The following is a 12,192-nucleotide window of genomic DNA, read 5'->3' as shown; positions in this document are numbered from 1 at the left end:
TGGCCTGAAATCTTTTTACAGTAAAGAAAACAGCATCAGGATCAAAATATGTTAGTGAGCGTAGAAGGGTTACAACAAGGTGCATTTGAAACAGAACTGAGTATTGTGCCTAGAAAGGGTGAAACCATCCGAATTTTTTATGGCCCAGATGCTGAAGTCGAAGGGGAAATTGAAAATGTGCATCACATTGTCAATCAGCATGATGGTGGGCATAAAGTGATTATCAGAATTCGACCGACTTTCTAAAACGATAAAATAAAAACCTAGATGGCATGATCTAGGTTTTTTTATGCATGCTGTCTGTTGCTATAGACCAAAATAATAAGCAAGTAGACAGATAATCACAGTCAAAATAATCAGTTTAATGACCCCTGATGTACCAACCTTATGCTGTTGGGTTTTATCCAGTTGATGCGGGATTTCCATCGTTCGGTCAATGATTTCAGGTTCTTCAGCTGTCAACTGGGCCGTTTGATAATGATTTGCTGTTTTCACAATCAGCTTGGCAAATAAATCATCGGTCTTCTGGGAGAAGTTTCGCAAATTGATTTGTTCTTCAGGGCTGATCAATTCACCTGTCGCATGATAAGGATGTTGTCTTTGTTGTTGCAAATAATCAGCCAAAGCTTGAGTGCGGTGTAACAGGCGATGTGCAACATCTGCAGGATAATCGGTTGGAATCAATGCGAGTTGCTGGTTTGGTGTGTTGATCGGATCCAATTCATAGCCATAGAAAGGAAGGTCTTGTTGTTCTGGTTCTGAGAAATGTTCTGCATATTTGCTGTCAAACAACTCTTTCTCCAAGAAAATAGCCACCTGATTCCAATTCACCTTCTGTAAGTCAGCATCAATTTTTTTCGCGAATTTATCATTCAACTCATAACGCCAAAACACTTCTTGGCGGAGTGTTGTTTGTTGAGATGTCGGTATACCAAAGGCTTGATCACTGTTATCCCATTCAGCCAGTTCTTGCCCACAAATCCACGCGGTTTTTTTATTGCCTTGGTGGCTCACCATAAAATGCGCAAAGGGAAGCAATTCCACATTGGCATTGGGATTCTGTTCATCATTGAGTACGCTGGATAAATGTAGGCTGAGTTTTTTTACCCCTTGTTTTTTTAAGCCTTCAAGCCAAATCTGGAAATGTTGTGCCAACAGGTGTTGAGACAGTAAGTCCCTAAAAAGCAGTCGATTTTGATTGAAAATCGGATGTTCAATCCAGTGGCTAAAATGGAGTTCACCTGCAAGAAACTCATTGCCATAAGTCACAAGTGTAAGCTGTTGTTTCCAGATTTGATCAAGCGCCATCGTTATTCTTTCTCATTGACGAATTAGGGTTTATTGATATTTCACTTTACGAGCTATAGCTCTCATTGCGACAGTGGACATTTTTTTGATGCTACAAGGCATGTCTTATGTAATTTAGCCATTCTAAATAAATAAGACATAACGCCGTAGCTGCGTAAGATAACGCATCTGTCCTTGCGCTGCGATCAAAGCAGTACTTTGATCTTGCTCAGGTTATGGCTAAAACCTCCCTAAACTGTGTTATGAAACTTGACAAGGGATTTGCCATTGTCTGCGTTTCATGCCTTGTTTATGTCGTTTTAGCCGATAACGCAATGCATGGTTGAAATGTAAATAGACCCTAGTATCTTATACATTTTATTCAATTATTGATCTTTTTTTACGAAAATTTAAAGGATTGATGCGGAAATCTAGTTATTTTGTCTTTAAATTTAAGCTTTAAAAAGTACGCTATTTAAACAGCGGTTTAGCTTCATAAAATAGGTAAAAAGCTGATAAACTATAGCGTTTTATTATATTTCTATATTTTGTTGCTTTGAGAGTTACTATGTCACTGGAAGCCCTGACCACTGAAGCGCTTGCTGCCATTGCAGCGGCTCAAGACCTTGCCGCACTCGATCAAGTTCGTGTGCAATTTACAGGGAAGAAAAGCCAGCTTGCAGAGCAGTCGAAAGCACTTGGAAAAATGGATCCTGAAGAGCGAAAAGTACAAGGTGCTGCGATTCACGCTGTGCGTGAAGCAATCAATACAGCTTTGACTGAGCGTCAACAGACATTACAACAAGCTGAACTTGCAAAAAAATTAGCAAGTGAAACCATTGATATTACTTTACCAGGTCGCGGTCAGCGCATGGGAAGTATTCATCCTGTTACTCAAGTACAAGAGCGTATTTGCCAATTCTTTACTAAAGCTGGTTTCCAAGTCGCACACGGTCCAGAAGTTGAAGATGACTATCACAACTTTGAAGCCTTAAACATTCCTGGACATCACCCAGCCCGTGCGATGCATGACACTTTCTACTTTGACGCAACCCATTTGCTACGTACACATACTTCAGGCGTGCAAATTCGGACCATGGAAACCAGTCAACCGCCAATTCGTATCGTGTGTCCAGGTCGTGTTTATCGTTGTGACTCGGATCAAACCCATTCGCCAATGTTCCATCAGATCGAAGGTCTGTACGTTGCTGAAAATACCAGTTTTGCTGAGTTAAAGGGTTTATTGATTAACTTACTCAATGAATTCTTTGAAAAAGATTTAAAAGTACGTTTCCGTCCATCTTACTTCCCATTCACAGAGCCAAGCGCAGAAGTGGATATCATGGATGAACGTGGTCGTTGGTTAGAAGTGTTAGGCTGCGGCATGGTGCATCCAAATGTATTGCGTGCTGCAGGAATTGATCCTGATAAATACAAAGGCTTTGCCTTTGGTCTAGGGGTAGAGCGTTTTGCAATGTTGCGTTATGGCATCAATGATTTGCGTATGTTCTACCAAAATGACGTGCGTTTCTTACGCCAGTTTGCCTAAACAGTTTTTCAGGATTAAAGAAGGTTTATACACATGAAAATTAGTGAAAATTGGTTACGCAGCTGGGTAAATCCAGCGATTGATAGCGATACATTGTCTGATCAATTGACCATGTTGGGTTTAGAAGTCGATGAGTTAGCGCCTGTAGCAAAACCATTTACAGGCGTGGTGGTGGGTGAGGTTCTAACCGTTGAACAACATCCCGATGCAGATCGTTTACGTGTCACTACGATTAATATCGGTTCTGGTGAACCCTTACAGATCGTATGCGGTGCGCCCAATGTTCGCGTGGGTATGAAAGCCCCTGTTGCGACGATTGGTGCGGTATTGCCTGGTGATTTCAAAATTAAAAAAGGCAAACTCCGTGGTGTTGAGTCACAAGGTATGCTCTGTGGTGCTTCTGAAATTGATTTAGAAGACAAAATTGATGGTTTGTTAGAGTTACCTGCTGATGTGCCAGTGGGAATGAATATTCGTGAATATTTAAAACTTGATGACAATGTGATTGACATTAGTATCACGCCAAACCGTGGTGACTGTTTTAGTATTCGTGGTATTGCCCGTGAAATTGCAGTCATTAACCAGCTTGAAGTGAATGAGCCGAAGATTCAGGCTATTACAGCAAGCATTGCTGATGAGAAAGCGGTTAACATCAGTACAGAAGGTACCCCTCGTTATTTAGGTCGTATTGTTAAAAATGTCAATGTGAAAGCGCCGACACCGGAATGGATGGAACAAGCGTTATCACGTTCAGGTATTCGTACGCATAGTATTTTGGTGGATATTACCAACTACGTATTACTTGAGCTTGGCCAACCGATGCATGCCTTTGACTTGGCCAAAATCGAAGGTTCGATTCAAGTGCGCCAAGCGCAGCCACAAGAAAAATTGACCTTGCTTAATGAGCAAGAGGTTGAATTGCAAGATGACATGATGGTGATCGCCGATGATCAAAAACTATTGGCGATTGCAGGGATCATGGGTGGGTTGGATTCATCGGTTACTGATGAGACTCAAGATATCTTTCTTGAAAGCGCATTCTTTGCACCTTTAGCCATTGCAGGACGTGCTCGTCGTTTCGGTTTACATACCGACTCATCACAGCGCTATGAACGTGGCGTAGACTTTGAATTGCCAATGATCGCCATGCATCGTGCTTCAGAGCTGATTCAAGCCTTTGCTGGTGGTGAGTTTGGTCCAATTACGGTTGCTGAGCAAGTTGCTTTATTGCCAAAGCGTGAAGCGATTGCATTAAAACAAGCACAAGTAGACCAACTGTTGGGCTATCAAGTTGCTGGTGATTTTATTGCTGATGCCTTAACACGTTTGGGCTGTGTGGTGGAAAGCAAAGCACAAGGTGAGTGGAGCATCGTTCCACCATCACATCGCTATGATATGGCAATTTATCAAGACTTGATTGAAGAAGTTGCTCGTATTCATGGTTATGACAATATCCAAATCAGTTTGCCAAAAATTGATGTGAAATTAGAGCAATACCAAGATCGTTTTGAAGTTGCACAATTACGTCAAACTGCGGTGACTTTAGGCTACCAAGAAGCAATTAGTTTTAGCTTTGCCGATGCTAAACTTGAAAAACAATTGAATCCAAATGTACAGCCGCTCATGCTTGCCAATCCGATTTCAAGTGATTTGGCGGCGATGCGTAGCACCTTGTTATCAAGCTTGATTCCTTGTGTTCAATACAATTTGAACCGTCAACAGCAGCGTGTTCGTTTCTTTGAGTTAGGCTTACGTTTTGATTATCAGAATGCTCAAAGCATTCATGATCTAAAACAGATTCCGACCTTGGCATTAATCGCTGTTGGTTCACGGACGCCAGAGTCTTGGCATGCGAAGCCGCAGGCAATGGATTTCTTTGATTTTAAAGGTGAGGTTGAAGAGATTTTGGCGGCGGGACGTATCGGTGCTGAGTTTGTTCGTACGCAACGTGCTTGGTTACATCCAGGTCAGTCGGCTGAGATTTTAGTGAATGGACAGTCGATTGGTTATCTCGGTCGCTTACATCCTTCTTTGGAAAATGAACTCGATTTGGGTATAACTTGGGTGGCTGAGCTGGATCAGCAGGCAGTTTTGCAATCTTATGTATCTAATTTTACAGAATTATCACGTTTTCCATCGGTTAGACGTGATATTGCGCTTTTAATCTCTGATAATATTGAGGTAAGAGATATTCAGCGGTTAATTGAGCAAACTGGTGGTGAGTTACTCGACTCAGCATGGTTGTTCGATGTGTATACGGGGCAAGGGGTTGAACAAGGCAAACGCTCTTTAGCTTTTGCAGTGCTCTGGCAACATCCAACTCGTACGCTTGAAGATGCTGAAATTAAATCTGGTATGGATAACATTATTCAAGTGTTGGAAGACACTTACCAAGCGACATTGAGGGCCTCATGACAGCATTAACAAAAGCAGATATGGCGGACCATTTAAGTGAGCTTACTAGCTTAAATCGCCGTGAAGCAAAACAAATGGTCGAGCTATTTTTTGACGAAATCAGCCAAGCATTAATTGCGGGTGAACAAGTCAAACTTTCGGGCTTCGGTAATTTTGAGTTGCGTGATAAACGTGAACGTCCAGGACGTAATCCAAAAACGGGTGAGGAGATTCCAATCTCTGCTCGTCGTGTGGTGACGTTCCGAGCGGGTCAGAAATTTAGACAGCGTGTTGGAAATGAGCAGATCGATTGATCTGCTTTTTTTATGCCTAAACTTCTTGGTTTGAGTAAATGATAGGCATAAAAAAAGAGAACCGAAAGGTTCTCTTTTTTCTAATCTAGAAACTAGATTAGTGTGCAGTAGAAGCTGGAGCAGAAGCAGCAACGTCAGAAGCAGCAGCAGCAACGTCAGAAGCAGCAGCAGCAACGTCAGAAGCAGCAGCAACAACGTCAGAAGCAGCAGCAGTAGTAGCTTCAGAAGCAGCAGCTACAGCTTCAGAAGCAGCAGCAGTAGCGTCAGTAGCTGGCGCTTCTTCTTTCTTAGTACAACCAACGAAAGCTAAAGTAGTAGCAATAGCAGCAGCAACAGCGAATTTTTTGAATAACATGGCATCACTCTCATAAAATTGTGAGATTAAAAAAAACCTAGAGTTAGTCTGTTTGTGCTTTTATTATTCCTAAACGCTTTAGGTAACAACGCAGGGAGCAGCCTAACTGGTCTGTAGCTATCCTATCAAAGCAATTCATGAATTACTACTGTTCTGTCCAACAAAACGACAAAAATGGGCAGAATTTGGCTGTTTTTTGATAGAAAATAACTATGGATAATAAAATTTAAATCGGTAAGTTGCGGAAATAAAATGAGTTATTTTATAAATATATAGATAAATCAATGAAATAGTATTTTTAGTGAAATTTTTTAAAAAATGTAAATGTTGTGTAAGCATGTCAACCAAATAAAAAAAGCTACCATTAAGGTAGCTTTTTTGACTGAGGCTTAAGTTGATGCTTTTCGTTTCATTTGATCAAAGAAGTCATCATTGGTTTTGGTTTCTTTCATCCGATCCAATAAGAATTCCATCGCTGCAAGTTCGTCCATTGGGTGAAGTAATTTACGTAAAATCCAAACTTTACGTAGATTTTCTTCACTCATGAGGCGTTCTTCACGACGTGTACCTGATTTCTTGATGTTCATAGCAGGGAACACGCGTTTCTCTGCGATACGACGGTCAAGGGTAATCTCTTGGTTACCTGTACCTTTAAATTCTTCGTAGATCACATCATCCATCTTACTGCCTGTTTCAATCAAGGCTGTTGAGATAATGCTGAGTGAGCCACCTTCTTCAATATTACGTGCAGCACCAAAGAAACGTTTTGGACGTTCTAAAGCATGTGCATCGACACCACCTGTTAACACCTTACCTGATGAAGGGATGACAGTGTTGTAGGCGCGTGCAAGACGGGTAATCGAGTCAAGCAGAATCACAACATCCTTCTTGTGTTCAACCAGACGTTTCGCTTTTTCAATGACCATTTCAGCAACTTGAACGTGACGGGCAGGTGCTTCATCAAATGTAGATGCAATCACTTCACCACGAACAGTACGCTCCATTTCGGTGACTTCTTCAGGACGTTCGTCAATTAAAAGCACAATTAAGAATACTTCAGGGTTATTACGGACAATCGACTGCGCAATGGTTTGCAATAACATTGTTTTACCCGCTTTTGGCGGTGCAACAATAATAGAACGTTGACCTTTACCGATTGGCGCAATTAAGTCGACAACACGAGAGGTTAAATCTTCAGTGGTCCCATTACCGAGTTCCATGACCAGTTGTTCAGTCGGGAATAAAGGTGTGAGGTTTTCAAATAAGATTTTATTACGTGAATTTTCAGGTGTATCGTAGTTAATTTGGTTTACTTTTAATAAAGCAAAATAACGTTCACCTTCTTTTGGTGGACGAATCGTACCTGTAATGGTATCACCGGTACGTAAGTTAAAACGGCGAATTTGCGATGGGCTGACATAGATGTCATCTGGTCCCGCTAAATATGAACCAGCCGCAGAGCGTAGGAAGCCAAAACCATCAGAAAGAATTTCGAGAACGCCATCACCAAAGATTTCTTCGCCGTTCATGGCGTGGCGTTTTAAAATGGCAAAAATAATATCTTGTTTACGGTTACGTGCCATGCCTTCAAGGCCCATAAACTCCGCAATTTTAATGAGTTCGCCAATGGGTTTTTTCTTGAGTTCAGTTAAGTTCATAAGTGGTCAGACAGAATGGAATAAGTGGAGGACTACGTTAGGGAAAGAATAAAAATCGACCGCATACATACATGCTGAGGTAATTGTATTTACACAACCACGATTCAGTAGTCTGGTTCATTGTTTCAGAGAGAAATGTGAAAACAATTGTTTATTGCCGAGCGGCGATCTTATGTTTTGTGTCTTGTAAGAAGCGCAATGAAGTAGATTCCATTCAAAGCTTCTTGATCCAGAAATATAGAGGAAATCAAGCAAATTGTCAATTTTTACGGAGAAATACGCGATTCAATGAATCGCGTATTTCTTCTATTGACTCTAAACAATTGGATTAGATGTTTTGGTCAATGAAAGCTGCAAGCTTTGAACGTGGTGCTGCACCGACTTGTTGAGCAACAACTTCACCATTTTTAAACATCAATAATGCTGGAATATTACGGATGTTGTATTTAACAGCGGTATCTTCACATGCAGTCACGTCAACTTTAACGATTTTTACTTTTCCTGCATATTCATTGGATAAATCTTCAAGCACAGGTGCAATTGCTTTACATGGTGCACACCAGCCAGCCCAGAAATCAACAAGTACAGGAGTTTCAGCATCTAAAACATCTGCTTGGAAGTTTGTATCAGTTGTATTAACAATAGTCGCAGACATGAGGTTGCTCCAATTTTAAGAAATAAAGTGCGAATTTGATCATCATCACGATGAATATTACATTGCTACTTTATTCAATGTAAGGGTTTGTTCTGATTATTCAAGTTTGAAAATGAAAAGTCTAATGGATGCTCACGATGTTGATCATCGACTTCTACAATCATTTATGCACGAAAAGCGAAAATACGCGACTTTTATTGCTTAAAATGACTTTAAAATTGTAAGCATGTGAATTACTCTAATGCGTGAATTGAGCATGGGTTTATATGAATAATGTCTGATTTTCTGATTGATGAAGAATTACTTGCTGCGATTGATATGGGATCGAACAGTTTCCATCTGGCAATCGCTCGTGTTGATCACGGTGAAGTTAAGAAAGTTGCTTCAATGTCAGAAAAAGTACAGTTAGCAGCTGGGCTTGATGAAAATAAGAATTTAACTGAAGCTGCACAGCAGCGTGGACTGGCATGTTTAGCCCGTTTTGTTGGGCGTTTGAGCTCAGTGCAACCGAATCGTTTACGTATCGTGGCAACCAATGCGTTAAGACAAGCAAAGAATGGTCACGAATTTATCCAAAAAGCAGCCGAAATTTTACCAAAACCCATTGAAATTATTGCAGGTCGTGAAGAAGCACGTCTAATTTATCTCGGTGTTTCACATACCATGGCCAATGGCGGTCGACGCTTGGTGGTGGATATTGGTGGGGGTTCAACCGAGTTTATCATTGGTGAGGAATTTGAACCGTTACATACTGAATCCTTACAAATGGGCTGTGTTGCCTATAGTAAAACCTATTTCCCAGATGGTGAAATTACCAGTAAAGCCTTTGATAAAGCGGTGGTTGCAGCGCGTAAAGAAATGTCTGCCATTGCCAATACTTATAAATCTGTCGGTTGGGATACCGTGGTTGGTTCGAGTGGAACAATTAAAGCCTGTCGTCAGATCGTAGTGAATCTGGGTTTAAGTGATGAGCAAGAAAACCTAACCCGTGACGGTTTATATAAATTAAAAGAGCGCTTGCTCAAATTTAAGCATATTTCTGAAATTGATTTTGAAGGTCTACGTGAAGACCGTCGAGCAGTTTTGCCAGCCGGTCTTGCGATTCTATATGCCATTTTTGAAGTTTTAGATATCGATAAATTGGCATATTCTGACGGTGCATTACGCGAAGGCGTGATGTATGACTTGCTTGGTCGTTTTAAACATGAAGATATTCGTGACCGTAGTGTGCAAGCGTTAATGGGGCGTTATAACGCTGATCCAAAACAAGCTGAACGTGTGGTCAATACAGCACAAGAGTTATTCGACGGCGTTGCAAATGCATTGAATTTAACGACTGAAGACAGTGACTTACTGCGTCGTGCCGCTTATTTGCATGAAATTGGTTTGGCGATCAGCCACGGTGGTTACCATCGCCATGGCGCATATTTATTGCAACATTCGGATATTCCGGGCTTCTCACAAATTGATCAAAATCATCTTTCGCATTTGGTTTCACATCATCGTCGTAAGTTACGCGCAGATGCAAAAAATGACGTTTTAAAGGTCGGAGGCAGTCATTTACTCTATCTTTGCCTATTACTGCGTCTTGCCGTTTTACTGAACCATAGTCGTAGTGATCAGATGCTTCCTGCCATTGAACTAAGTGTTGTAAATGATCAACAATGGCAACTCAGCGTTTCTGGTGATGCTAAACAATGGCCTTTATTGGTTGCAGATTTGCATGATGAGCAAGTGCAATTTAAACATTGGGACATTGAGTTAAATATTCAGTCAGACAAATTTGTTGATTAACAATACATCCTCGTTAGGGATTATCTACGACTTATGAAAAATAAAGCGACTCAGTCCAAGGCTTGGGCTACGGTTCAAATTGCACGACATCCTGAACGTCCGCAATTTCTAGATTATGTCAGTGAAATCTTTACTGAATTTGATGCCCTTCATGGCGACCGTTTATTTGGTGATGACGGTGCCATGATTGGTGGTTTGGCACGTTTTGATGGACAACCGGTGATGGTTGTGGGCCAGCATCGTGGCCGTAGCACCCGTGAAAAGTTACAGCATAACTTTGGGATGTGTAACCCAGAAGGTTATCGTAAATCACAACGTTTGCTAGATATGGCAGAGCGTTTTAATTTACCGGTGTTTACTTTTGTCGATACTATGGGTGCATACCCAGGCGTAGGTGCAGAAGAACGTGGTCAGGCAGAAGCGATTGCGACCAGTTTGGCACAACTTTCAAGCTTGAAAGTGCCTGTGATTGCGACCATTTTAGGTGAAGGTGGTTCGGGTGGTGCTTTGGGTATTGGTGTTGCTGACCGTGTGATTATGCTGTCACATAGTATTTACTCGGTGATTTCACCTGAAGGCTGTGCATCTATTTTGTGGAAGACCGCAGATAAAGCGGCTCAGGCGAGTGAGGCGCTGGCTTTAACCGCAGACAAACTTAAGGCTTTAGGTATTGTCGAATATGTCGTGGATGAAGGTGAGGGGGCGCATACGCAACCTGAAAAAGTCATGCATGATTTGAAAGATGTGTTAAAACAAGCCCTAGAAGAATTGCAACCGATGGATGCACAAGAACGATGCGATGCACGTTATCAACGTTTAATGAAGTTTGGCAGCAGCAATTTAGGCATCGCGTCTTAGCACAAACTCAGCATTTTTCTGAACAAGCTCAATTCCTGATTGGGTGTAGCGGCGGCATGGATTCCATGCTGTTGCTGTATCTGATGTCTGAACTTTTTCCAAGCCGAACCCGTGCGATTTATATCGATCATCAACTGCAAAGCAGGAGTGATGAATGGGGGCAGTTGGTTCAACAGCATGCTGATGCACTCAATATTCCTTGTATTCTCCAAAAAGTCTCGGTCGAGGCAGGAAACTTAGAACAACAGGCGCGTGATGCCCGTTATCAAGCATATCGGCAGCATTTAAAATCCAATGAGATTTTGGTGTTAGCCCATCATCAGCAAGATCAAGCTGAAACATTGTTATTACGGTTATTCTCGGGGGCTGGGGTCAATGGACTTGCGGCTATGCAGCAGCTTGATGTTCGTCAAGAGATGGCCATTTGGCGACCGTTTCTGGAACTCAGTCGTGATCAGATTGAGCAATGGACCGTGCAGCTTGGTTTTGACTATGTGACGGATCCAAGTAATCACGACACCCATTATGATCGGGCATGGTGTCGAGAACAGCTCTGGCCGATATTGCAACAACGTTTTCCTAAAATGCAGGCGGCTGTCACACGCAGCAGTTATTTGATGCAAGATGCAGCTGAAATACTGGATCAGGTGTTGCAAGTAGATTGGCAACAATGTGCCACCGATCATCAGCTCGATTTGATCAAATTGGCACAACTTTCGGCTGCTCGACAACGTCAGTTGTTGTCTGCTTGGATGAAAGGAAATGATCAATATCGTCCCAGTTTCGACATGGTGCAACGCTTACAACACGAAGTAATTCTGGCAAAACCTGATGCGCAAGCAACTGTGCATTTCAATCAACATTATTTCGTTCGCTATCAGAAGACGTTATATCGTTTAAGCTATGATGAGTTCTATGCAGAAAAACGATCGCCTGTTTTGCCAGTACAGACACAGCGTTATCAAATGTGGCAATCATTTGCGCTTGCAGCAGGGAAATTTAAGATTGAATCTCAAGCGATGGGGCTTTCAGCTCAATTGTTGGATCGAGAGTTGACGCTTATTTTGCGACAGGGGGGTGAAAAAATTCACCTATATGGACGTGTTGGTCATTGGCCATTGAAAAAAGCCATTCAAGAGGCGCAGATTTTGCCTTGGTTACGTCATACAATTCAAATATTAGTTGTAGATAATGTTATGCTTGGGGTTTTTAGCCCAAAGGGTTTTTGGTTGGCGCAATCTGATTATTTAGAGCAGGGCGGTTGGCAACCAAGTTTAATTTCTGACTGTAATGACTTTTTTCAGCAGTCTTTTTCACATGATGAGTAG

General features: G+C 41.7%; 11 protein-coding genes. 7 read left to right on the top strand and 4 right to left on the bottom strand.

The window, feature by feature from the left end:
* Nucleotides 1-48: 48 nt before the first annotated feature.
* Nucleotides 49-246 carry a hypothetical protein gene (locus NG55_RS18090; protein WP_004655648.1) on the top strand — a complete coding sequence of 66 codons (198 nt, stop codon included), beginning with the start codon at nucleotides 49-51 and terminating at the stop codon, nucleotides 244-246.
* 60 nt (nucleotides 247-306) lie between these two features.
* On the opposite strand, the gene NG55_RS18085 is transcribed toward NG55_RS18090, so the two are convergent.
* A complete protein-coding gene (locus tag NG55_RS18085; RefSeq protein ID WP_065344025.1) occupies nucleotides 307-1,308 on the bottom strand; it encodes a hypothetical protein in 1,002 nt (333 codons plus the stop codon).
* Between the two features lie 547 nt (nucleotides 1,309-1,855).
* Between NG55_RS18085 and pheS the strand changes: the two genes are divergently transcribed.
* From pheS to NG55_RS18070, 3 genes are read left to right on the top strand one after another with little or no spacing between them, the layout of a single operon-like run.
* On the top strand, nucleotides 1,856-2,836 hold the full coding sequence (pheS, locus tag NG55_RS18080) for a phenylalanine--tRNA ligase subunit alpha (protein ID WP_005239606.1): 981 nt from the start codon (nucleotides 1,856-1,858) through the stop codon (nucleotides 2,834-2,836).
* Between the two features lie 33 nt (nucleotides 2,837-2,869).
* The gene (gene pheT / locus NG55_RS18075) at nucleotides 2,870-5,251 is read left to right on the top strand and encodes a phenylalanine--tRNA ligase subunit beta (protein ID WP_065344024.1); all 2,382 of its coding nucleotides are present in this window, start codon (nucleotides 2,870-2,872) and stop codon (nucleotides 5,249-5,251) included.
* Nucleotides 5,248-5,544: an integration host factor subunit alpha gene (locus tag NG55_RS18070; RefSeq protein WP_000126166.1), complete on the top strand. Its 297-nt coding sequence runs from the start codon at nucleotides 5,248-5,250 to the stop codon at nucleotides 5,542-5,544. The genes pheT and NG55_RS18070 overlap by 4 nt, the downstream gene beginning before the upstream one ends.
* Before the next feature lie 97 nt (nucleotides 5,545-5,641).
* Here the strand turns inward: NG55_RS18070 and NG55_RS18065 are convergent, their stop codons facing one another.
* From NG55_RS18065 to trxA, 3 genes are all read right to left on the bottom strand, one after another.
* Nucleotides 5,642-5,899, bottom strand: a complete 258-nt coding sequence (locus tag NG55_RS18065) for a hypothetical protein (protein ID WP_065344023.1) — start codon at nucleotides 5,897-5,899, stop codon at nucleotides 5,642-5,644.
* Between the two features lie 389 nt (nucleotides 5,900-6,288).
* Nucleotides 6,289-7,557 (bottom strand): transcription termination factor Rho, encoded by a 1,269-nt coding sequence (rho, locus tag NG55_RS18060; protein ID WP_004655640.1) that lies wholly within the window; start codon nucleotides 7,555-7,557, stop codon nucleotides 6,289-6,291.
* Nucleotides 7,558-7,885: 328 nt separating this feature from the next.
* Entirely contained in the window at nucleotides 7,886-8,212 is a 327-nt protein-coding gene (gene trxA / locus NG55_RS18055) for a thioredoxin (RefSeq protein WP_004655637.1), read from the bottom strand.
* 273 nt (nucleotides 8,213-8,485) lie between these two features.
* Here trxA and ppx point away from each other — a divergent pair, with 273 nt between their 5' ends.
* Genes ppx through tilS form a run of 3 tightly spaced genes read left to right on the top strand, consistent with a single transcriptional unit; the run spans nucleotide 8,486 to nucleotide 12,192 of the window.
* Nucleotides 8,486-10,006, top strand: a complete 1,521-nt coding sequence (ppx, locus tag NG55_RS18050) for an exopolyphosphatase (RefSeq protein ID WP_065344022.1) — start codon at nucleotides 8,486-8,488, stop codon at nucleotides 10,004-10,006.
* Nucleotides 10,007-10,039: 33 nt separating this feature from the next.
* Nucleotides 10,040-10,864, top strand: a complete 825-nt coding sequence (locus tag NG55_RS18045) for an acetyl-CoA carboxylase carboxyltransferase subunit alpha (RefSeq protein WP_004655633.1) — start codon at nucleotides 10,040-10,042, stop codon at nucleotides 10,862-10,864.
* A 56-nt stretch (nucleotides 10,865-10,920) separates the two neighbouring features.
* Complete coding sequence (tilS, locus tag NG55_RS18040) at nucleotides 10,921-12,192, top strand: tRNA lysidine(34) synthetase TilS (RefSeq protein ID WP_065344021.1); 1,272 nt, start codon at nucleotides 10,921-10,923, stop codon at nucleotides 12,190-12,192.

It is taken from the genome of Acinetobacter gyllenbergii (assembly GCF_001682515.1).
GTDB classification, from domain to species: domain Bacteria; phylum Pseudomonadota; class Gammaproteobacteria; order Pseudomonadales; family Moraxellaceae; genus Acinetobacter; species Acinetobacter gyllenbergii.
The sequence above is the reverse complement of the archived record's forward strand: the minus strand, read 5'-3'. Positions and strand labels throughout refer to the sequence as shown.

Coding starts and splice junctions, on each gene's coding strand:
- NG55_RS18065 (WP_065344023.1), bottom strand. CDS start 5,899: ATGTTATTCAAAAAATTCGCTGTTGCTGCTGCTATTGCTACTACTTTA.
- NG55_RS18045 (WP_004655633.1), top strand. CDS start 10,040: ATGAAAAATAAAGCGACTCAGTCCAAGGCTTGGGCTACGGTTCAAATT.
- rho (WP_004655640.1), bottom strand. CDS start 7,557: ATGAACTTAACTGAACTCAAGAAAAAACCCATTGGCGAACTCATTAAA.
- tilS (WP_065344021.1), top strand. CDS start 10,921: ATGGATTCCATGCTGTTGCTGTATCTGATGTCTGAACTTTTTCCAAGC.
- pheT (WP_065344024.1), top strand. CDS start 2,870: ATGAAAATTAGTGAAAATTGGTTACGCAGCTGGGTAAATCCAGCGATT.
- NG55_RS18070 (WP_000126166.1), top strand. CDS start 5,248: ATGACAGCATTAACAAAAGCAGATATGGCGGACCATTTAAGTGAGCTT.
- trxA (WP_004655637.1), bottom strand. CDS start 8,212: ATGTCTGCGACTATTGTTAATACAACTGATACAAACTTCCAAGCAGAT.
- NG55_RS18085 (WP_065344025.1), bottom strand. CDS start 1,308: ATGGCGCTTGATCAAATCTGGAAACAACAGCTTACACTTGTGACTTAT.
- pheS (WP_005239606.1), top strand. CDS start 1,856: ATGTCACTGGAAGCCCTGACCACTGAAGCGCTTGCTGCCATTGCAGCG.
- NG55_RS18090 (WP_004655648.1), top strand. CDS start 49: ATGTTAGTGAGCGTAGAAGGGTTACAACAAGGTGCATTTGAAACAGAA.
- ppx (WP_065344022.1), top strand. CDS start 8,486: ATGTCTGATTTTCTGATTGATGAAGAATTACTTGCTGCGATTGATATG.